19 protein-coding genes are annotated in these 21,117 nt (G+C 60.5%); 8 read left to right on the top strand and 11 right to left on the bottom strand.

Features of this window, described 5'->3' with window-relative positions; translation table 11 throughout:
- Nucleotides 1–9: 9 nt before the first annotated feature.
- The 5 genes from P3T18_RS29260 to P3T18_RS29280 form a co-directional block, all read right to left on the bottom strand.
- Nucleotides 10–201 carry a hypothetical protein gene (locus tag P3T18_RS29260; protein WP_429303442.1) on the bottom strand — a complete coding sequence of 64 codons (192 nt, stop codon included), beginning with the start codon at nucleotides 199–201 and terminating at the stop codon, nucleotides 10–12.
- Between the two features lie 512 nt (nucleotides 202–713).
- A complete protein-coding gene (locus P3T18_RS29265; RefSeq protein WP_429303443.1) occupies nucleotides 714–2,321 on the bottom strand; it encodes a glycosyltransferase family 39 protein in 1,608 nt (535 codons plus the stop codon).
- 391 nt (nucleotides 2,322–2,712) lie between these two features.
- Nucleotides 2,713–3,231, bottom strand: a complete 519-nt coding sequence (locus P3T18_RS29270) for a hypothetical protein (protein WP_429303444.1) — start codon at nucleotides 3,229–3,231, stop codon at nucleotides 2,713–2,715.
- 210 nt (nucleotides 3,232–3,441) lie between these two features.
- Nucleotides 3,442–3,921, bottom strand: coding sequence for a DUF1348 family protein (locus tag P3T18_RS29275; RefSeq protein ID WP_429303445.1), 480 nt, complete (start codon nucleotides 3,919–3,921; stop codon nucleotides 3,442–3,444).
- A gap of 13 nt (nucleotides 3,922–3,934) precedes the next feature.
- Nucleotides 3,935–4,636, bottom strand: coding sequence for a TetR/AcrR family transcriptional regulator (locus P3T18_RS29280; protein WP_429303446.1), 702 nt, complete (start codon nucleotides 4,634–4,636; stop codon nucleotides 3,935–3,937).
- A gap of 131 nt (nucleotides 4,637–4,767) precedes the next feature.
- On the opposite strand from P3T18_RS29280, the gene P3T18_RS29285 reads away from it, so the two are divergent.
- Entirely contained in the window at nucleotides 4,768–5,418 is a 651-nt protein-coding gene (locus tag P3T18_RS29285; RefSeq protein WP_429303447.1) for a YceI family protein, read from the top strand.
- A 45-nt stretch (nucleotides 5,419–5,463) separates the two neighbouring features.
- On the opposite strand, the gene tdh is transcribed toward P3T18_RS29285, so the two are convergent.
- Together tdh and P3T18_RS29295 are read right to left on the bottom strand one after the other, a co-directional pair.
- Nucleotides 5,464–6,495, bottom strand: a complete 1,032-nt coding sequence (gene tdh / locus P3T18_RS29290) for an L-threonine 3-dehydrogenase (RefSeq protein ID WP_028195988.1) — start codon at nucleotides 6,493–6,495, stop codon at nucleotides 5,464–5,466.
- Between the two features lie 12 nt (nucleotides 6,496–6,507).
- The gene (locus tag P3T18_RS29295) at nucleotides 6,508–7,707 is read right to left on the bottom strand and encodes a glycine C-acetyltransferase (RefSeq protein ID WP_429303448.1); all 1,200 of its coding nucleotides are present in this window, start codon (nucleotides 7,705–7,707) and stop codon (nucleotides 6,508–6,510) included.
- A gap of 162 nt (nucleotides 7,708–7,869) precedes the next feature.
- Between P3T18_RS29295 and P3T18_RS29300 the strand changes: the two genes are divergently transcribed.
- The 3 genes from P3T18_RS29300 to P3T18_RS29310 all read left to right on the top strand — a co-directional run bounded on the left by P3T18_RS29300 (nucleotide 7,870) and on the right by P3T18_RS29310 (nucleotide 10,162).
- Nucleotides 7,870–8,496, top strand: coding sequence for a helix-turn-helix domain-containing protein (locus P3T18_RS29300; RefSeq protein WP_429303449.1), 627 nt, complete (start codon nucleotides 7,870–7,872; stop codon nucleotides 8,494–8,496).
- A 117-nt stretch (nucleotides 8,497–8,613) separates the two neighbouring features.
- Complete coding sequence (locus P3T18_RS29305; protein WP_429303450.1) at nucleotides 8,614–9,015, top strand: DUF2471 family protein; 402 nt, start codon at nucleotides 8,614–8,616, stop codon at nucleotides 9,013–9,015.
- A gap of 67 nt (nucleotides 9,016–9,082) precedes the next feature.
- Complete coding sequence (locus P3T18_RS29310) at nucleotides 9,083–10,162, top strand: tyrosine-type recombinase/integrase (protein ID WP_429303451.1); 1,080 nt, start codon at nucleotides 9,083–9,085, stop codon at nucleotides 10,160–10,162.
- Nucleotides 10,163–10,233: 71 nt separating this feature from the next.
- On the opposite strand, the gene P3T18_RS29315 is transcribed toward P3T18_RS29310, so the two are convergent.
- Nucleotides 10,234–11,439, bottom strand: a complete 1,206-nt coding sequence (locus P3T18_RS29315; RefSeq protein ID WP_429303452.1) for a DNA-binding protein — start codon at nucleotides 11,437–11,439, stop codon at nucleotides 10,234–10,236.
- Between the two features lie 2,160 nt (nucleotides 11,440–13,599).
- Here P3T18_RS29315 and P3T18_RS29320 point away from each other — a divergent pair.
- Nucleotides 13,600–14,946 carry a replication initiation protein gene (locus tag P3T18_RS29320; protein WP_429303453.1) on the top strand — a complete coding sequence of 449 codons (1,347 nt, stop codon included), beginning with the start codon at nucleotides 13,600–13,602 and terminating at the stop codon, nucleotides 14,944–14,946.
- A 68-nt stretch (nucleotides 14,947–15,014) separates the two neighbouring features.
- On the opposite strand, the gene P3T18_RS29325 is transcribed toward P3T18_RS29320, so the two are convergent.
- Both P3T18_RS29325 and parA read right to left on the bottom strand, forming a co-directional pair.
- The gene (locus P3T18_RS29325) at nucleotides 15,015–16,073 is read right to left on the bottom strand and encodes a ParB/RepB/Spo0J family partition protein (RefSeq protein ID WP_429303454.1); all 1,059 of its coding nucleotides are present in this window, start codon (nucleotides 16,071–16,073) and stop codon (nucleotides 15,015–15,017) included.
- Between the two features lie 24 nt (nucleotides 16,074–16,097).
- A complete protein-coding gene (gene parA / locus P3T18_RS29330) occupies nucleotides 16,098–16,760 on the bottom strand; it encodes a ParA family partition ATPase (protein ID WP_429303455.1) in 663 nt (220 codons plus the stop codon).
- A 955-nt stretch (nucleotides 16,761–17,715) separates the two neighbouring features.
- Between parA and arsC the strand changes: the two genes are divergently transcribed.
- Entirely contained in the window at nucleotides 17,716–18,075 is a 360-nt protein-coding gene (gene arsC / locus P3T18_RS29335) for an arsenate reductase (glutaredoxin) (protein WP_429303456.1), read from the top strand.
- 21 nt (nucleotides 18,076–18,096) lie between these two features.
- Here the strand turns inward: arsC and P3T18_RS29340 are convergent, their stop codons facing one another.
- Nucleotides 18,097–19,080 carry a sulfonate ABC transporter substrate-binding protein gene (locus P3T18_RS29340; RefSeq protein WP_429303457.1) on the bottom strand — a complete coding sequence of 328 codons (984 nt, stop codon included), beginning with the start codon at nucleotides 19,078–19,080 and terminating at the stop codon, nucleotides 18,097–18,099.
- Nucleotides 19,081–19,292: 212 nt separating this feature from the next.
- On the opposite strand from P3T18_RS29340, the gene P3T18_RS29345 reads away from it, so the two are divergent.
- Both P3T18_RS29345 and P3T18_RS29350 read left to right on the top strand, forming a co-directional pair.
- Complete coding sequence (locus P3T18_RS29345) at nucleotides 19,293–20,669, top strand: gluconate:H+ symporter (protein WP_429303458.1); 1,377 nt, start codon at nucleotides 19,293–19,295, stop codon at nucleotides 20,667–20,669.
- A gap of 131 nt (nucleotides 20,670–20,800) precedes the next feature.
- The gene (locus tag P3T18_RS29350) at nucleotides 20,801–21,091 is read left to right on the top strand and encodes a DUF1272 domain-containing protein (protein ID WP_429303459.1); all 291 of its coding nucleotides are present in this window, start codon (nucleotides 20,801–20,803) and stop codon (nucleotides 21,089–21,091) included.
- Nucleotides 21,092–21,117: the final 26 nt, after the last annotated feature.

Genomic DNA, 21,117 nt, shown 5'->3' on the forward strand with positions numbered 1-21,117 from the left:
GCCGTGCGCTCAGGCTTGTGCCGGATTGCCCGGCACGACGATCGAACCATGCGGACCGCCACCACCAGGGCCGCCGCCCGGACCACCCCCACCACCGCCGCCGCCTGGACCACCGCCCCAACCCGGCGGCGGTCCCCACCAGCATCCGCTCAAGGTTGCGCTTAGCGCGGCCAGTGCCGCGATCGCGATCAGCTTTTTCATGATTGCTCCTTCGATGAGTTGACGCGTTTCGCGCCGTCGTTTGCAGGACGGCGCCGTGCGTTATGCGCAACTTATCAATCAGCGAAAGATCATGTTTTACGAAGCCGTTACATCCACGACAAGCGCAGCGCGCCCGACGCGCGCGTCGTACAGCGTGCAAGTCCGCGCAGCGAAGGCCACGCGGCAATTCGACATGACGCCGCTCGGCTTCACGCGCTCACGCTTTGTTTGACTATGGAAGTGGATGTAAGGAGTTGACCGCCGCTGCACGCGGCGCGCGTCGAGCATGAAACAAACAGCGGTGATGTTTCACTGTCACGAGGAATCACCACAACGGCCTGTGCGCGACTCCCTGGAAATCCTCACCTTATTCACAGGTGCAATTATTCATGGGCCGTTCCTCACCTCCTGGAATTCCTGACCTTGACGACGCAACTCCTGGAACGGCTCACCTTTGCGCCAGCACCTCCTGGATTTCCTCACCTCCTGGTAATCCTCACCTTTCGTGACGGCTAACGTCTCGCGAACAAGGCGACCGGCGTGTCGACGAAATCCGCGGACTGCGCCGGCATGCCGAAGGCGTGATAAAGCTCGCTTGAGATGATGTTCATGTTGTTGTCCGGCTCGGTCACCTTGCCGACGAACCAGACGCGCTGATGCGCGGCCAGAAGTTTTCTGATTTGCGCACGGTCGCTTTCGACGACCGACGGCGAACCTTTGTTGCCTTGCAGATACGGCCGCGTCAAACCGGCAGCCGGGTACGTTGCGGGCAAAGCGAGCACGTCCATGCCGCCTGCGTTGTCGCGCGCGTAGTAATCCAGACCGAGTTGCAGGTCGTTGGGATACACCATCACGAGATCGCCCAGCTGGTAGCGCGACGAGAGATAGTCGGTCGCGCCGCGCAGATCCGGCGTATTGCTCTGGTAGTAGCCGATATCGTGTCCGATGCAGATCAGCGCGAGTATCGGCGCGAGCGCGAACTTCAGCTTCTGCATTTTCCCCGGCAAAAACAGTCCGAGCGATACGACCGACAGAAACACCGGCGTCAACCATGCCATCGTCCCCGTCACGAAAATCGCGCTGACGACATACGATGCGATGAACACGAAGACAACCGGAATCACGACGACGCTCGCCACATACGCGGCGATCGCGCGGCTGTTCTTGTAGATACGCAGCCACGCCATCACGGCGACGATGCCCGCGAGAACGAACGCGAATCCGCCGCCGGAGGCCAGCGTGAACGGCGAGAGAAGCGTGTCCAGTGAGTTCGACGGCGAGCTGAAACCGGAAGCGGGTTTCGACTCCAGCCAGGCGATGAAAATGCAAGGCGCCCAGATCAGCAACACGACCGCGAGCGCCTTGCCTGAGACGATAAAGTCACGACGGCGGTGAGTCGAACCCAGCAGAATCGCGCCTGTGAATCCCACCCAGTTGCCGACGATGAGGAACAGGCTGTCGTGCTGCAACCAGAGCGTGACACCCGCAAAAATGCCGGCCGGCAAATAGGCCAGCTTCAGGGCGGCGTCGTCGTGATCGTCGATCTGAAGACGTTTGAGCAGCACGGCCGACGCCAGAATCGTCAGCGTGGCGAACAGGGTGAGCAGCGCATCGGCGCTGGCCTGCTGCGCGTAGTCGATGCTGCCGGGATTGATCGCGAGCAACGCGGCGGTCATCACGCCGATCCGATCGTAGCGGCTGGCAAAACCCAGCAGCCGCGACGAAAACGCGATCACGCCGACGGTCGCCAGACTCGCCACCACGGAGAGCGAGCGCATGCCGGCTTCCGAGTCCCCCGTGATCCACGTCCAGATTTTCAGCAGCGAATAATAGAGCGGCGGATGCGAGCCGTAGAACGGTGTCTCGGTCCAGAGCGCGGACCAGGAGAGATTCGAGAAATAGTAGCTGTACGCTTCACCCGCACCGATCGCGCGATCGGAAAGGTTCGGCAGGCGAAGCGCGAGGGCCAGCAGCATCACCAAGGCAACGCCCGGCATGAACCAGCCGATCGATTTCGCGTCCGCCCGCAAACGCATCATCCAGTCGCGATTGAAAATCGAGCCTCGTGCGGGGATCGTCTGCTGATCGACCGGCGTCTCTATTGTTCTGGGAGGCATCATTGCGGCGGTCTCTCCGACTGAATCGTGTCTCAACGCGCTGATTGCCCGACGCGCTCCGATCGGGAGCGCATGTCGGGTCGCGACGATCCGTGCGCGTACCGGGGCGCTGGAGAGAATGTAGCGAGGATTGGTCTGAACGTTTGTTCGTCAACCCACACTGAGGGTGGGCGGGCGCACACATGAGAACATGCGCAGAGAAGCGTGGTTCCGGTGAAGGCGGGACGCAGCGAATCGTCACCGTTGGGCAACGAAAGGCAGCCCCTGGAAAACCTCACCCTTGAGAGGTGCGCACGAATCCGATGATCGGCTCACCTCCTGGGAATCCTCACCTTTGAACGATTTCGACCCGGCATCGTGCGACAACGGGCGTGAAGAGTGATGCGGCAGTCGATTAAAACTTCACCTTCACCTGGAAGCCGATCGTGAACGGAAGATCGTCTGAAGGGATAGGCGGAATCACGATGAAGTTGGCACCGACGCGCTTATATTCGAGCATGACGATGGGCGCGGCAACGGGTCCGATGGTGTGATTGCGGCCGAGGCCCCAGTTGCCGTAGTTGTAGCCCGAGATGATGCCGCCCATTGCGGCGATGCGCACGATGCCCCAATGCAGGAACTCGGGCGCCCAGACGCCGCCGCCGTAGTAGGAAGGCCGGCGCAGCGAGTTGCGAAAGCCGCCGGCCGTCAACGCCCATTGATTGTTCAGCCAGCACTCGACACCAAGGCCCGGGTTGAACTGTTCGAAGTGCGTGTTCGGGTCGGGGTTGATGTGGTACGAGCCGAGCATCGCATCGACCCATACGCCACCGCCGCACCAGTCGCCCGCATAGGCGGCCGGCACTGCCGCGACGCTCGCGGCAAGCGCGACGGCGAGGTGCCGGATGTTCCTCTTGATCTGCCGAAAATGCATGTGTTCTCCGTCACCGGTCGGGCGCCGGTGTCATCAGTGTTCTGTTATGCCTGCATGCTGTCCGTCGCGCACTGTACCTCATGGCGCACGGGCGATGTCGAGGACGCGCTCGGACGCGCGGGCACGAGACGTGCCGCGCACGACAGACACAACGATAACGGAGACCGATGGCAGAGTGGTGAATACGGACGACGCGTCCGCGTCACCCGATCAGAGACCGAGGTCGGACAGGCCCGGATGATCGTCAGGACGACGGCCGAGCGGCCAGTGGAACAGACGGTCGGCTTCGCGGATCGGCATGTCGTTGATGCTGGCGTGACGGTGCGCCATCAGACCGTGCTCGTTGAACTCCCAGTTTTCGTTGCCGTAGGAACGGAACCAGTTGTTCGAGTCGTCGTGCCATTCGTAGGCGAAGCGCACGGCGATGCGGTTGTCGGTAAAGGCCCACAATTCCTTGATGAGACGGTAGTCGAGTTCCTTGGCCCACTTGCGGCGCAGCAGTCCGATGATCTCCGGGCGGCCTTGCACGAACTCGGCCCGATTGCGCCACAGGCTGTCCGTCGTGTACACGAGCGACACGCGTTCGGGATCGCGGCTGTTCCAGCCGTCTTCGGCGCCGCGCACTTTCTGGATGGCGGTTTCGCGCGTGAACGGCGGCAGGGGCGGGCGGGTTTCGATCGTGTCGGCCATGATGGCTCCTTACTCAGGTTGCGGTCCGCCGGGATGGCGAACGCGGGCTAGTGGATTTGCGCAGCGATTTGCCTTGCGGTGAGGGTGAGACGGGCGCCGAGCGTGCTGCGCATTCGCTGTCGAGCAAGGCTGCGGCGGCGGCTTGCGCGTCGAGCGCGGCGTCGGCCTCGCCGCTCACCAGCGCGACGGCAATCGCGCCGTCGAGCAGGATCAGCCATTGCCGCGCCAGACGCGCAAGCCTGGCGGGATCGACGCCGCACTCAGCCGCCAGGGGCTCGCATTGCTCGCTCACGAAATCGAGCAGGCGCTCCTTGTGTTGCCGCGCAACGACCCGGATCGGATCTTCCGGAGAAGCAAGTTCGCCAGCGGCGTTCAGAAACGCGCAACCGTGAAAGCTCTCCGTGGCGAACCACTCGCGCAGCACGTCGAACATGCCGAGCAACCGTTGCCGCGCGCTGTCGCCGCGTTGCTGCGTGCCGGTGATGAACCAGTTCATCCAGCGTTCGTCGCGCCGCTCCAGCGCGGCGGCAACGAGCGCATCTTTCGATTCGAAATGCGTGTAGAAGCTTTTGCGCGCCGTGCCGGACTGCTTGACGATCGCATCCACGCCAGTTGCGTGGATGCCGCCCGCGTACACGAGCGCCTCGGCGGCTGCGAGCAGACGCTCGCGGGCGCTGCCGGCGGCAGCGGATTCGGTTGGGTTTCGAGTAGCCATGATCGAAGGGTAGAACGATCATTCTCCCTCGTCAAGTTTTTGTTGCTGGGGCGGTTCATGGCTCCGCTTCAGGTATGGTTAGATACGTTTGTCGTCATCGTGACCGGAACCGGTCGACAGGAATGAAATTCATGAATGCTTCGACTACTCGCGCGGCGCTGTCGCGCGCATTGTTCAGTGCAATCCTGCTGACATCGGCGGCTTGCACGCCGGTTCAGGTGCTCACGCACAGCGTCAGCCAGAACGAAGCGCGCGTGCCGGCCGGGCGCTACGATCTCGACCACGATCATTGCAGCATTACATTCGACGTCGATCACTTCAAATACTCGCGCTTCACGATGCGTTTCGATCGCCGGCAAGGACAACTCGACTGGCACGAAGGCGGCATGGATAAAAGTACGGTGACGGTCTCGATCGACGCCGCGAGCGTCGATACGAACGTGCCGCTGCTCGACAAGATGGTGAAGGGCGACAGCATGCTCGACGTCGAACGCTATCCGGAGATTCGCTTTGTCAGCACGCGTTTCGAGCGCACCGGCGAATCGCGCGGCACGCTGACGGGCGATCTGACGATTCGCGGCGTCACGCAACCGGTCACGCTGGACGTCACGTTCAACGGTTTTTCGCGCGATCCGCTCACGAAGAAAGGCACGCTCGGTTTTTCCGCGGACGGCCAGTTCAGCCGCGCGAAATTTGGTTTGTCGACGTGGTATCCGGCCGTGGGCGACGACATTCACGTGCGCATTCAGGCCGAGTTCGACAAAACGCCCGCAGGCGCGTAAGCGCACTGCGGGCGTTTTTCCTGTGACTGGCGCGGCGTACTTAGATCACGCGGCGGTCCAGTCGAGAATCACTTTGCCGCTTTCGCCGGAGAGCATGGTGGCGAATGCTTCCTGATAATCGTCGACCTTGAAATGGTGCGTGAGGATGGGCGAGAGGTCGAGCCCGCTTTGCAGCATGGCCACCATCTTGTACCAGGTTTCGAACATTTCGCGACCGTAAATGCCTTTGATTTCGAGGCCTTTGAAAATCACCTGCGTCCAGTCGATTGCGGTTTGCGCGGGCGGAATGCCGAGCAAGGCGATCTTGCCGCCGTGATTCATCGCTTCGAGCATGCTCGTAAAAGCGCTCGGTACGCCCGACATTTCCAGACCGACGTCGAAACCTTCAGCCATGTGCAAGTCGGCCATCACGTCGCGCAACGATTCGCGCGACACGTTGACCGCGCGCGTCGCGCCCATCTTGCGGGCCAGTTCGAGCCGGTAATCGTTGACGTCGGTAATCACCACGTTGCGTGCACCGACGTGTTTCGCGATCGCCACGGCCATGATGCCGATCGGCCCGGCGCCGGTAATCAGCACGTCTTCGCCGACCAGATTGAACGACAGCGCCGTGTGCGTGGCATTACCGAACGGATCGAAAATCGCGGCGAGGTCGTCGGAGATTTCGGGCGGAATCTTGAACGCATTGAACGCCGGAATCACCAGATATTCGGCAAATGCCCCTTCGCGATTCACGCCGACACCCACGGTATTGCGGCACAAATGACGGCGTCCCGCGCGACAGTTGCGGCAGAAACCGCACGTGATATGACCTTCGCCCGACACGCGGTCGCCGATCGCAAAGCCGCGCACTTCCTGGCCCATTTCGACAATCTCGCCGACGTATTCGTGGCCGACGTGCATCGGCACGGGAATCGTTTTCTGCGCCCAGTCGTCCCACTTCCAGATATGAATATCGGTGCCGCAAATTGCAGTGCGCGTGATACGGATCATCACGTCGTTGTGGCCGACTTCCGGTTTCTTGACGTCCGTGAGCGTGAGCCCCGGAGCGCGTTCGAGTTTTGCCAGTGCTTTCATGATTGCCCCGTGTCAGATGATGCCGAGTTGACGGCCGACGCGTGCGAATGCGTCCACGGCGCGGTCGATCTGCTCGGCCGTATGCGCGGCGCTCATTTGCGTGCGAATGCGCGCGCGGCCTTTGGGCACGACCGGGAACGAGAAACCGATCACGTAGACGCCTTCTTTCAGCAAGGCGTCGGCCATGTTCGATGCGAGTTGCGCGTCGCCGAGCATGACGGGAATGATGGGATGTTCGCCGGGCACGAGCGTGAAGCCGAGCGCGCTCATTGCCTGCCGGAACCGCGCGCCGTTTTCGCGCACGCGTTCGCGTAATTGCGCGCCTTCGCTGCTGGCGAGCAGTTCGAGCACTTTCAGCGAAGCCGCGGCAATGCTCGGCGCGAGCGTGTTGGAGAACAGATAAGGACGCGAGCGTTGACGCAACAGTTCGACGATTTCCTTGCGTGCCGCCACATAGCCGCCCGACGCTCCGCCTAACGCTTTGCCGAGCGTACCCGTGATGATGTCGACGCGATCGAGCACGCCGCAGTGCTCCGGCGTGCCGCGCCCCTGTTCGCCAACAAAGCCGACCGCGTGTGAATCGTCGACCATCACGAGCGCCCCGTAGCGGTCGGCGAGATCGCAGATGCCGGCGAGGTTGGCGATGATGCCGTCCATCGAAAACACGCCGTCGGTCGCGATCAGCTTGTAGCGCGCGCCGGCCGCATCCGCTTCCTTGAGTTTTGCTTCGAGGTCGGCGAGATCGTTGTTCTTGTAGCGAAAGCGCTTCGCTTTCGACAGACGAACGCCGTCGATGATGCTGGCGTGGTTCAGTTCGTCGCTGATGATGGCGTCGTTCTCGTCGAGCAGCGTTTCGAACAGGCCGCCGTTGGCGTCGAAACAGCTGGAGTAGAGAATGCAATCGTCGGTTTGCAAAAACGCGGCGAGTGCTTTTTCCAGTTCTTTGTGCACGGTCTGCGTGCCACAAATAAAGCGTACCGACGCCATGCCGAAACCGTCGGCGTCGAGCCCCTGCTTCGCGGCGTCGATCAGGCGCGCGTCGTTGGCGAGGCCGAGGTAATTGTTGGCGCAGAAGTTCAGCACGGGTTCGCCGTTCGCGAGACGCACGTCGGCCGATTGCGGACTCGCGATCACGCGCTCGTTCTTGTAGAAACCGTCGGCGCGGATCTGCTCGAGGGTGCCGCGCAGATGGGCGAGGTATTGATCACGCATGAACCAGACTCCTGATGGGTGCTCGCGGGGTGGTCGCGCCTCGCACCGTCATTTCCGGCGACGCGGCGGCCTGCTATAGTCGATTGTCAGCTTTATCGGATATTTTCGTTTTTCCGAACTAAAATCCGGTATGTCGAACAACTCTAAACGATAGGTCAGTAAATGGCAAGTTCGGGTGCACGTCGCGCGGCAGGCAGCGCGACACCCACTTCAGGCGCGACGCAGGCTCCGGCGATCGCAGCGCCGCCGCGCGTCGGCGATCAGATTCAGCGTCTGCGCGCGGAACGTCGTATGACGCTCGACGATCTGTCGCGCGCGGCCGGCGTGTCGAAATCGATGTTGTCGGAAATCGAACGCGACAAGGCCAATCCGACCATTGCGGTTGCCTGGCGGCTGACCAATGCGCTCGGCGTCAGTCTCGATTCCCTGTTCGCGCCTCAAAAGACGCCGGAGGCAATTGCCGTGTCCGGTCCGCACGACATTCCGACGCTGAGCGGCCATGATGCCAGGTATCAATTGCGCGTGTGGGGGCCGATCGAGCTGGCCGGCAAGTTCGAATGGTACGAACTGACCTTGCAGCCGGGCGGAGCGCTGGTGTCGAACGCGCACGAACCGGGCACGCGCGAGCATCTGACCGTGCTGAATGGATCGATCGACATCGAGGCGGCCGGCACGACGAAGCGGCTCAAGGCTGCGGACACCGCGCGCTACGTCGCCGACGAGCCGCACGCCATCCGCAACGCGGGCAAAAGCGAGGCGAAGGCTTTGCTGGTGGTGATCCACGGCTGACAACAGGTGCGTTCGACGGGCGTGGCTCGACTGAGGGTTGTCGGGATAGGCCGATTGGCCGAGGTTGCATGAACTACTGTATATTTGTACAGTATACGGTATCGACTGGAGCCGATCATGAACGACCTGACGACCGAGCACGCCGACCGGGAATTGGCCGCGCGGCGCTTTAAAACCGCGGCGCGCGATCTCGAACATATCGTGCGCAACATCGCCGCGCGCTACATCGTGCAGCAAGTCCCCTTAACGTGGCGGCTGTTGCAGGCCATCGAGGCGGAAGCGCTGGCCGACCTCGGCTTCGCCAGCCGTCACGACGCAATCATGCTGGGCCTGTTTCAGCGTCCTTCGGATTTGCCCTATCCCGAGACCGACGAAGCCGTCGACTTCGGAACATCCACTGCTTTGCCCGCCGTTTTCGCCTTCGCTGTCTCGGCTTATGAAGAGGCGGCCAAACGCACTGCTGCGCAAACATCAACGGAACCCGCTCCGCTCAAACACGCACGCGCCTGGGGAGATTGAGTTTTCCTCGGGCTGGATTTTTCCGCGTTGCCATCTACAATCACTGCAACTAACGGAAAGATAGCGTATGTCACCTCCTCATCTGTCCGACCCGGTTCCGCGTCCTGCGGCCGTAACCGATCTCTTCGATCAGGAGCGGGAAGACTGGCGTCGCGATCCACAAATTGCTTTCGACGCATGGCTGGCGAGACAACATTTCCGGCGATCCTCGGCGCAGGTGTACCAGGCGCAATGGGGATTGTTTCTGGAATGGCTGTCGCTTCGGCAGAAAAACCTGACCACGGTCGATACGCAATCGATCGCCGAATTCGTCGCTGGGCTCGAGATAAAAAAGCCGCAACGTGTGCGCTATTTGCGGCTAATCGAACGCGTGCTCGATCATGTCCGCGAGATCGAATCTTCGTCGACCAACCCCGCTCGCTTCATTGCTCAGGATGGCGAAGCAGCCTGGCGAAATGCGCGCGACAACGAGCCAACCGGTTTTCTGACCCACGCGGAGCGCGCGGCGCTGACCGCTTATCTGTTTTCACCGCTAAGCGCGGCTTCGGTTGCGCAGCGATGGCGAGAACGTCGCGATCGCGCGTTGATCGCGGTATTTCTCGGCGCAGGAATCAAAACCGGCGAAGCAGCCATGCTTACGGTTAGTTGCGTGAAAGCGGGCTCACCATGGGTGACGATCGAATCCGCGAACCCTATGCTGACGCGTCGCACGCGCCTTGCACCATTCGCGGTTGCGATTCTCGATGCGTGGCTTGCCGAACGGCGTCTCACTGAACTTGCCGGCAATCTGGTTTTTCCGGCATCGCCGTCCGGTCGGCCCATGCACAAGGCGACCATGCTGCGCGCGGTCGACGCCATCGTGGACGAATCGGGCATCGCTGCACAGCGAACCTCCCGTGCCAGTCCGCAGACTTTGCGCAACACGTTTGCCGCCGACCTGTTCGAAACCGGTGTGGAAGCTGAGCTGGTCGGCCAATGGCTGGGATTTGCTCAGGCCGTCTCGGCTAATCGCCTGTACCGCGCCTGGCAAACATGGCTGGATCAGCAGGAACCTGTCAACAATGAACCGGATCCCGCCGCGCCACCGTTTCCGTCACCCCGGCGGGACGGCCGTTCCGTCAGGAAAGTAGAGCAGAACGGCTCCTGAAAAAGCTCACTGGTGAGGTCCCGAATTTCCTCACCTTTGACGATTTTTCCACTATGGCGCACCCATCGCATTCAGCTCGAAGCGGTCACCGATCCCGTCGACAAAAACTGGCTAACCGCCGCCAGTCTTGATTCGCCGAGCCCCGACGAGTGATCGCACTCCGGGCACTGCAGTTCAAAGCGGTGATCGACATACGACAGTTCGGGCTCACCTTCCTCGCATTTCGGGCAGCGCGGCGGCAGGGCGACGTGTCCGTCCGCCGCCGTTCCGATCGCAGACAATTCGTCGGGGTTGAGTCTGCCGGCTTCGACCAGAGTACACAGCAGGGTCGCGATGCCCGGGTCGATGCCTTGTTGACCACGCAACGCGTCAATTTCTTTGGTCAACGCATCCAGTTCGTCCGACTGCTCGCGCAGTTGAGCGTCCAGTCGATCGCCGCGCGCTTTGGCAGCGGCGATTTGCTGGATAAAGTCGAATTCCTTTCGACTCGCGTCCCGCACACCCGATTGATAGGTCGCAGCCATGCTGCGCAGGGAGTCGAGTTCGACCAGCATGGGTTTGACTCTGCGCTCGGCCTCGGCCACCGCGTCTTTAATCTGCTGCGCATAGTGTTCCGTGCTTTGGCGCAATTCGAGATGCAGGGAGTCGATGCGGTCGCGCAGCGTGGCATTGTTGCCCTGCTCCGCATCGAGACGCTGCCGCAGCGCAGCATTTTCCTGATCGAGCCGCCGGACGGTTGCCTGCAAGCCTTCCTGATGGGCCGTGCCGTGCGAAGTCACACTCGATAACTGGCTTTCTAGCGCGTGAGCCCGCTCTGACGCGGCTTCAGCGCGCAATTCGCTGCGCCTGATCGCGTCTTCGGACGCCTCCAGTCGGATCTGAACCTCGCGTACCCGCTGGTCAGCCGCGGCTACCTGAGCGCGGAATTCTTCCCGTTCATCGTTCAGGTTGGACTGAGCCAGCGATACGGCCTCTTCGAACAGCGCGCCAAGAAGTTCGCCGGCGCGATCTTCCAGCGCTTTGGGAATCGAGCCTGCGCCAACTTTGACCCGCGACACTTCCCGGATGCGCTCCCAGAACGCGTCGATATCTTTTGGGATGTCGCTCGCGCTGCCTGTTTGAGTGAGATCGCGAACCGCAGCCATCGACGGTCGGATTCCAAGATCGAAAAACAGCCTTTTGCAGGCATGAAGTGAAAGCTCCTGCCTGCGTGCCCCTTTTGCCTTTAGCGATTCCAGTTCGTCGCGAATGGCGTGCCGTTGTTCATCCATATTCATGCAGACCTCGATGTTGCCGGAATTGGATTAATCATAACAATTTACGTAGTGTTCGATACGATTTTGTTCGTACCCTGCTGAACGTGCATGAAACGACGTTTCTGACGTTATGTGATGCCTTTAAGAACGTTGCCGCTCCATTTTTCCGTGAAACAAAACTAAGAATAGCCAATAAGTCTTTGTAGACAAAGCGCTTTTTTGCCTTTCCCAATGATCGCGCACTGTTTCACGGATGCGTCATCCTGGTGACTGGGGTTTTGGAAGATCTGTCCGAAGGACGCACGGGGAAGGTCTAGAGAGTAATAAAAGTAAACACCTTTGAACCCATGTTAAAAACGTTAACGCCACGGCAAAGCCTTATCTGGCGGGCGTTACAGACCGGTCAGGTGAAGCTTTACGGGAGAGGTGGTGAGGTTTTGCAGGACGGTTGAGTGATGAGGTTCGGGGGCCTCGGTGAGTAGGTCCGGGACAGAACGTGAGCGGGTTCGGGAACAGGCTACCAGACGGGTAATCGTCAAAGGTGAGGTTTTGCGGGACCTGGTTGGCGGGGATCGCCCGGCAGCTCTGGAAAGATGAGTGATGGAGTGGATCGACGTCAGGTGAGGGTTTTCAGGACCTCTCGTTACGTCGATTTTTGACCTCGTTCTGGCTGCCAAAAGGGCATTGGTGAGCCGAGACGGGATAAAACGAGAACTCGAGGTGAGATTTTCCGGGACTCAGCGGCTATTTTGCACAGAAATTGGGCAAGAAAGTGACTAAGGTGAGGATTTTCGGGAGCTGGCGCGACGAGACGCCGGTGATTTGCCAAGCCACTGTATGGAGGAAGTCGGGGGACATCGACACCAAGGTGAGGAAATTCGGGATGCGCCAGTTTGGAGACGGGTCGAGCGCGTCAAATTTCGCGAATTGATCAAAGGTGAGGCTTTACGGGATACTTTTTCGACGCAAAGTGCTGCTGAGGTGAGTAAATGCGGGAGCAGAACAGGGACTTTGGGCTGGGAACGTCCTGTTGACGGCGTCCAGGCAGCCGACAAATCGGGACGGCCGAATTTGAATGGTGAGTGTTTTCGGGAGCTGCTGCGGCGACTGCCGGAGATCGCTATTTTGTCCAAATCGCTCTTGAGGTGAGGTTTTTCGGGAGTGGGCCGGAGTGGATCTGCAATTTGGTGATCAGTAAGTAGTTGAAAATAAACAATAAAAAAGATTGAAACCGCAAAGGTGAGGTTTTTCGGGGGCTGTTTTTGGAGTGAGAAAAAACCGCTCAATTGGCTGAAGGTGAGACTTTTCAGGATCGTTTCGAGCCTGGTTTGGGCCACGCATGACGGCGGACCCGCGCCGTTTCTCGCGATCTGCGATTCCAGAGGTGAGCTTTTTCGGGTGTCGATAGGGCGAATGTGGAGGAGCCGGGGCTGGCGAGTTGTGGATTGCATTCGATGTGGAGAAGGGGCCTTGGTGCAACTAGCTTCGATTTGCAAGGGCGGTTCAGCGAAAACTTCTGTATGGCCGACCGACTGACCGGCAAATGACCGGTACAAAGCGTCTGTGTGCGCAGCCTCGTTAAAGCGCTGTACGCGGCGCTGCAGACATTCGACCTCGCGCCCGCTTTCTATGACGCGTTGGCCGCCTACTGACCGGCTGCGCTGCCCGAGTGGCGGTCGAGGGTGGGGCAAGACGCGATCGCGACAATCATTGGACCGAATAGCGGCGGGTAGCCAGCGCAAATGCGAAAGCTCTAACGCCGCGGTGACGATTCGGCCGCTTCGCGTCTCACCACTGCATTAGCCGTTTTACACCCGCGCCACCGTATGCCCGTTAGCCCATCGGATCCGCGCACTCAGGAATTCAGAAAAATCGAATCGCGCAGGGCGCTCTTGAGTGCCCTTTGCCAGGAAAACTCACGGAGAATTTTTTAAGGTGAGAAGATTCGGGACGCCCGACCTCCGCTTTATTCACGGGTAAACAGGGGTCGATTTGCGGGACGCCGCGATCTGCAAGGAAGCCCGAACCAGGGGCGATTGGATTGAGGTGAGGGTTTTCGGGAGAAGCTCGAGGTGAGTCGCGTCGCGTAAACTCACTTCACCGGGAAGGGTGAGATCCGTGCTATAGACGGGTATCACCGCAGCCGGTATGCTCTCGCCAAATCCCTCCTCGACCAGACGCATGGCCACGAAGCGCGCGAAGAAGACCGATGTAGTCAGCCCGAGCTCGGCCGAATTGCGCAAAGCCGTCGAGGCGATCGCGATTCAGCCCAAGAGCGGCAAAATCACGCTGCTCACCCGCAAACTATTCAACGTGCTCCTCGCCGTTGCGCAGCAGGCGGATGAGTCCGGCGACACCTATCGGGCTTTGTTGTCCGACATCGTGGCAAATTCCGCGTTCGATTCCAACGACACCGCGCTGGTCAAAGAACACTTGCGTCGCATGGTGTCGGTTCAGGTCGAATGGAGCAGCGGCACGTCGAGTCAGAAGCCCGGCCGTAAATGGGGTATCTCCACGCTGATCGCCGACGCGGAAATTCTCGAAGATCCGACTACGCGCCGGGTCTGGGTGGAATTCTCGTTCGCGCCCAAGATCAAGAAAAAGCTGCTGGACCCGGTTCAGTATGCCCGTCTGAGCCTGCAGTTCCAGAGCCAGTTGCGCAGTAGCGCGGGCCTTGCGCTCTACGAAATTTGCGTTCGTTACCTCACCAACCCAAGTCATCTGACGATGCGCGAGTCGTGGGAGTGGTGGCGGCCCATTCTTTCCGGCACGCCGGATACGGAAGCCGGTGACGAGGCGAAACGCGAATACAAGTATTTCAAGCGCGATTACTTGCGCCCGGCTATCGCCGAGGTCAATGCCGTCACGAATATTTTCGTGGAATTGATCGAACATCGCGAAGGACGCCGTGTCGCCGAAATCCAGTTTCGCGTGACGGAGCGCAAGCAGCCTATGCTGGCGCTCGACGAGCATCCGAACGTGTTCGACAGCACGCTGGTCGACCGGATGGTGAAGATCGGCATTCCGCTGAAAGAAGCGCAAACGCTGTACGCGGATAGCGAGGAAAACCGCATTCGCGCAGCCTTGCAGATGACCGAGCAGCGTATGCGCAGCACGTCGCTGCCTGCGGTGCGCAGTGCGCCCGCGCTGTTCAAAGACGCGCTGAAGAAAGGCTACGCACCGCCGGTCGAGGCGTTGCCCTCATCATCGGGTGGCAAGGCAATCGGCGCGCCGGCCGACGACCTCAAGGCGCGTCTGCTCGGCGAGTACTCGGCTTATCGTCGCAAGGAAGCCCGCGAGCTTTATGAAGAACAGGGCGAGTCCGAACGCGAGATCGCGCGTAAGTCGTTTGAGGACGACGAGTTGCCGGGTCTCGGCACGCATTTGAGAGACGACTGGCGCCGTCGGGGGCTGGATTCGAAGATCGTCGATACGGCATTCTTCGACTGGCTGGCTCGCAAGACCTGGGGCGAACCGACCGATGGCGATCTGCTCGCCTTCACGCTGAGTCAGTCGCGCGCGGCGTAACCGGCACGGCGCAGCAAACTCGATCGAGCGGCGGCCAGATAGAAGGCCGCCGCATCTGCGTTTCTCGATTACTTCAACATTTTCTCGATTTGACGAAGGATGTCGTCGCGCTTTTCACGCGTGAGGCCCTTCAGGCGAAGTTCGATCCGATCGTCGCCATACGACTTCAGATCGCCGACCGATACGCCTCCCAGTTTGATCTCCAGACGCTGAGCATAGCGTTGCCGACCTGCAGGTTTGGCGCTTTCCTGCGCGCTCGCTCGTCCCTTGACGATGTCCGCGACCTGCCTCGTACTCAGATCGTCGGAGAGGATCTTGTTGATCAGGCGCAGCGTTGCGTCGGCGCCGCGGGCAGTGTGATAGCGGCCAACCTGGTACGCCATGTTCGAACCGAAACGGTCGGGGCGCGCCACCATTTCATGCATCACCGCTTCCGGCAACTTCGCGATCGATAGTGCGACGGCAACAGTCGACTCATCGAGGCCGAGGTGCTCCGCCAGTTCCTTCTGACTCTGGAAGTGCCGGTCGTCGAGGAAACGTCGCCACACGACGGCGTTGTCGAAAACCGTTTGCGAATCGCGCTGGACGTTGAGGTCGTAGCCGAGCTTGTAGCTCTGGATGCCGATCGGCAAGTCGATGACGATTGCTTTGACGGAGTCCTTGTTCGCCTCTTTGAGAGCACGGACACGTCGTCCGCCATCGCTCACGAAGTAAGTGCCGGGATTGTCGTAGTCCGGAATGACGTGGATGGCCTGTTGCTGCCCCTGCTTGGCCAGGTTCACCGCGAGTTCGGCAATCGACGACTTCACGTAAAAGTGGCGCGGGTTAAACGGGCTAGGCTTGATCGTCTTCAGTGCGAGTTCGATGACCTGGCCAGGCCTGTAGCCGTGCTCGACGCGCCACGTGCGATAGGCGGCTGATTCGTTGGCGCTGTCGGCCGCGCCAATGTCGGTTTCCACGAGGTCGCGGGGGCGGGTCGTCTGGCCGGCTCGGCTCGGGATGTCGGCGGCGGCGCCATTCTTTACCAGGCCATCGATTGCATTGAGCCGGTCCAGTGCGGTTCGCTTTTCGCTGCTGGTCGTGTCAGGACGTGCTTGAAAGCCTTTGGCAAATTGGGAGGGTTTCATTCAGGGTCCTTTATGCGCATAAATTCAGGGAAGCAGGGCTGCGATCTCATTGGCGCACGCCCGGATTTCGATCGCTGCAAGCTTGGCGCCGCGATCGTTCATCTGAAGTACCGTCTGGCCCAACGCCATCGCCTGCTTATAGGCTTCGCGCGTGGGAATCTGAGTCTTGAGGAGCGGGAAGCCGAGTTCTTCTAGCGCGCGCTTCAGTTCGCGCGTCAGCATGCGCTTCTCTTCGGTCTTATTGAGCAGGAAGACGGCGCGGAGGTCTTCGTTCATCACTTGCGCTTGCTGGACGAGTTTGACCAGACCGACGCTCGACCAGTAATCGGCGGGTGACGACGAAGTTGGGATGACCGCGACACTCGCGGCGAGCAATACGACGCCTGAAACCTTTTCGGTAATCGAGGGAGGGCAGTCGACGATGATGATGTCGTAGTCAGCGACGAATTTCTTGATCTCGCGGTGGATCTGGCTGCCGGCTTCGGACAGGTTGACGACCGGAAACGGGATGCCCGTTTCACCGTCCGACGATGCGCTGGCCCAGTGGATCAGCGTGTTCTGACCGTCTGCATCCACAACCAGGACACGCTTACCTTTCTCATGAAACGCAGCGCCGAGATGCATCGCAAGTGTGCTCTTCCCGACTCCGCCCTTCTGCTGAGTTACCGCGATGATTTCTGCTGCCAATCTTCACCTCCTCTTTTAGACGCAAATGGATTCTACCTGGATGATTTTCCATTTCAATCGTTTTTGTTTAAATAAGGAAAAGATTGGCCGAACGATATAGGTTTATGCGCATAAAGGAGTGCTGGGGGCGGTTGAGTGACCGGAGGTGTGGGATGCGCGGACGACGGCTATCGCTTATGGCGATGCGTGATCTGCTTTAGCCGTTAGTCGGCTTGCCAAGTGCAATCGTGTTCGCATTGCAGCAGTGGACGATGTTGCCACGGGCGCATCGCACGCGCAGGGTATTGGATTTGTATGGAGGCGTTTTGAACGGGCAAGAGTAGCAGCAGCCGGTCCAAAATCATTCACTCGAAGGTCGAGGCTTTATGCGCATAAACCGGCGGTGTCCTGACGCACCGCGCAAAGCGCGTCATTTCAAGGTAATCGTTTTGCCGGCACACTGGCAGAGTGCCTGAGCCCGTCTTTGCTTCATGGGCGCGGAAGCCAGCTTTCGGTTCAATCTGGCATTGGATAGACATCCCGTTAGGCAGTGAAAAGACCTGCACGCCGACTTCAGCGAGCTAGAAGGAGCGAGTTAAGGTACCCACGACAAGTAGCAGCACAACCCGTCCGCCACTTTATGCGCATAAACCGGGTTGCTGACGAGCTGAGCATCCAATCGCTTGGCGCGGCATCACGACCTCCAAGTCACCGCAGCATTCAACGTACGCCACGCCACGAACCCGCCACAACGACAACGCCTCATCCGCACAAGCTTCAACAGCGCAAATATCACCGCGGTAACTAACCGAGCACGAAGCACGAACGTCCAGAGCCCTACCGGCAAATTCGCGGCGCCCCATGCGCCAAAGACCAACCCGCCGACTCACGAACTCCCACCGCAGTCCCACCCAAACAAACCACGTCACCAGTCCCACCCGCTAAAATCCCTGCAATCCACCAGCCCCCACCCACCATGATCACGATCTACCACAACCCCCGTTGCTCGAAATCACGCGCGACCTGCGAACTCGTCGGTAGCACCTACAACAGCGCCAACGAGCCGACGGAAGTCATCGAGTACCTGAAGCAACCGCTGACGGTCGCGCAACTGAAGCATCTCAACGCGCAACTGGGTTGCCCGGTCCGCGACATGATTCGCGATAACGAAGCCGAATACAAAGAACTGCAACTCGACAATCCCGCGCTAAGCGACGCCCAACTCTACGAAGCGCTGGCAAGCCATCCCATTCTTCTGCAGCGGCCGATCGTGGTCCGAAACGGGCGTGCCGTAATCGGACGCCCGCCGGAAAACGTCGCGGCGCTTTTTGTGTGAACCGGCCAGCGACGCAAGCCGTTACGCCGTGAACCCTAGCGCAGCGTCCTTTGTCACGATCTTCGTCGGGATGATGCGCAAATCGCTGAACGTGTCGGCGATTCGTTGTTGTTCCGCGAGCACGTTGGCGTCGACCGGCTTGTAGATGTGCGCATAGTGCCGCAAGCCGGCTTCGATCACGCCGGCGTCGAGCCCCTGGATCGGCGCAAGCTGCGCGGCGGCCTCGGCGTAGTGACCACGCACCCAGGCGCCCTCTTTGCCCGCCTCGTCCATGACGATCGCCAGCACATCGCTGTTCTGTTCCGCGAACAGCCTGGCGCTCAGGAAAAACTGGTGGTGACTGACAATGCCATCCGCGTCGGCGAGTAGCCGCGCATTCGATTGCCGCTTTGCCGCTTCCAGAAACGGATCCCAGATTGCCCACGCGTCGATCGATCCGCGCTCGAATGCCGCGCGCGCATCCGCCGGAGCCAGAAACACCGGTTGAATTTCGCTGTATTTCACGCCTGCCTTTTGCAGTGCGGCGACCAGAAACCAGTGGACGTCCGATCCCTTGTTCAGCGCGATTTTTTTCCCTTTGAGGTCGGCGAGCGTCTTTATCGGCGCGTCCTGGTGAACGAGGATGCCTTCCGCGTGCGGCGTCGGAATTTCATAGGCGGTATAGACGAAGTTAGCACCGGCCGCCTGTGCGAAAACGGGCGGCGCTTCACCGACGTAACCAAAATCGATCGCGCCGACATTCAGGCCCTCCAGCAACTGGGGACCCGCAGGAAACTCGTTCCATTTGACCGACACGCCGAGCGGCGCAAGACGCTTCTCAAGCGTGCCGTGCGCCTTCAGTAGAACTAGCGTATTGGCCGCTTTCTGATAACCGATGCGTAATTCCTTCGCGCGCGTCTGCGCGGCGAACACGGATGTCGGGACGACAGGCAAGGCGGCGCTCGCGAGCGACGCCCCCACGCCGGCGATAAATTTGCGGCGCGAGAGCAGTGAATGACGGGACATGAAAATGCTCGATAAAAAGACGGACGCAAAACGGACCGATTGGCTCCGACGATAATTCGTCCGTCGACCTGGACGAACCGATAAATTCGCATAAGCAAATCACGCAAGTTCGCTGACCGGCGAAACTGCCGCCTTCGCTGCCTCGTGTCTTCCTGCGCCGCTACAATCCGTCATCCGCGCCGCCGCGCCTCGTCAATCAACCAAGAGAAATCGTGAATCCGACGACAACACTCGCACCGTGGGCCGCCCACGACACTCAACTCATACTGTCCTGCGCGCTCGGACTCGTCATCATCATTGCTTTTATTAGCGTGCTGAAACTGGCACCGTTCCTGTCGATTCTGGTCGGCACGTTCGCGGCGGGTTTTGCAGCGGGTCTGCCGCTGGAGGCCGTGGCCAGCGCGTTCAGTAAAGGCGCCGGTGCATTGCTCGGTGACGTGGGCATCATCATCGCGCTGGGGGCGATGCTCGGTGCGTTAATGGCGGAATCCGGCGCGGCCGACCGCCTCGTCTCCACCATCCTGAAACACTCCACGCCTCGCACGCTGCCGTGGATGATGGCGGTCGTCGCGCTCATCATCGGTTTGCCGCTGTTTTTCGAAGTGGGTCTGGTGATGATGGTGCCGATCATCTTCGTGATGGCGCGCCGCTCCCAACAGCCCATCTTGCGCATCGCGATTCCCGCGCTCGCCGGCATGACGACGCTGCACGCCCTGCTGCCGCCGCATCCGGGTCCGCTGATCGCGGTGAGCGCGTTGCATGCCGATCTCGGTCTGACGCTCGGCCTCGGTCTGATCGTAGCGATTCCGGCGGTGATACTCGCTGGCCCGCTCTACGGCATCTGGCTATCCAAGCGGATGCACGTCGTCGAACCGGAAGAAATGGGCAAACTCTTCAGCGCGCAGGATAACGCCGCCGAAACGCCCGGCTTCGCCATCTCGCTCATCACGATTCTGCTGCCCGTCGTGTTGATGTTGGGCCGTACCGTCGCCAAGCTGCTGCTTCAGCCCGAAACCTTCCTGTTCAACGCGCTCAATTTTCTCGGTGAGCCGTTGATCGCGCTCGGCCTCACCGTGCTCTTCGCGGTGGTCGCGCTGGGTTGGTCGCGTGGCATGGCGCGCGATCGCGTCGGCGGCATTCTGCGCAAGAGCCTGCCGCCCATCGCCGCGCTGCTGTTGACCATCGGTGCCGGCGGCGGACTCAAGCAGGCGCTCGTCGTCGCCGGCATCAGCACGACGATCGGCAAGATCGCAGTAGGCGCTCACTTGCCGCTCGTCCTGCTGGCCTGGCTGATTGCCGTCGCGCTGCGCCAGGCCACGGGCTCGGCCACCGTCGCCACGACGACGACCGCCGGCATCGTCGCGCCGGTCGTCGCGGGACTCAGCGCCACCCACAATTCGCTGATGGCGCTCGCCATCGGCGCGGGCTCGGTGTTCTTCTGCCACGTCAACGATGCGGGTTTCTGGATGGTGCGCGAATATTTCGGGCTGCAATTGAAGCAAACCGTGGCGGTCTGGTCGGTGCTGCAAACGATCGTCTCGGTGGTCGGCCTCGTCCTGACGCTCGTGTTGTGGAGTGTCCTGACCTGATCAGGCGATCGTGCCAGGTGGCAGGAATTGAAGCCTGGCTGTCCATTGAGCGCGAATCGGCTCGCGTACACTCGGTCGGCGAACGAGGCGCATTCCCGCGCCTCGACGCTGCCTGTCGACGGGAACCCACCATGCTTGAATTGCGCCCTTCCTGCGAAGGATGCGGTAAATCGCTGCCGCCGAACGCGTCCGACGCCATGATTTGCACCTACGAGTGCACCTTCTGCGAAGTGTGTGCGCTGACGACGCTGCGCAACGTCTGCCCGAACTGCGGCGGCAACTTCCAGCACCGGCCGATTCGCACGCGCGCGCAACTCGTCAAACATCCGGCCGCGGCCGAGCCGCATCCCGTGCTGATCGACGCGGCGTCGCATGCCAGCTTCTTCGAGCGTTATCGCGACACGCCGCCCGGCGAGCGTTGAGCGCTGAACGGCAAGGCAACGCCGTC

This window comes from Paraburkholderia sp. GAS199 (assembly GCF_050436585.1).
GTDB lineage: Bacteria > Pseudomonadota > Gammaproteobacteria > Burkholderiales > Burkholderiaceae > Paraburkholderia.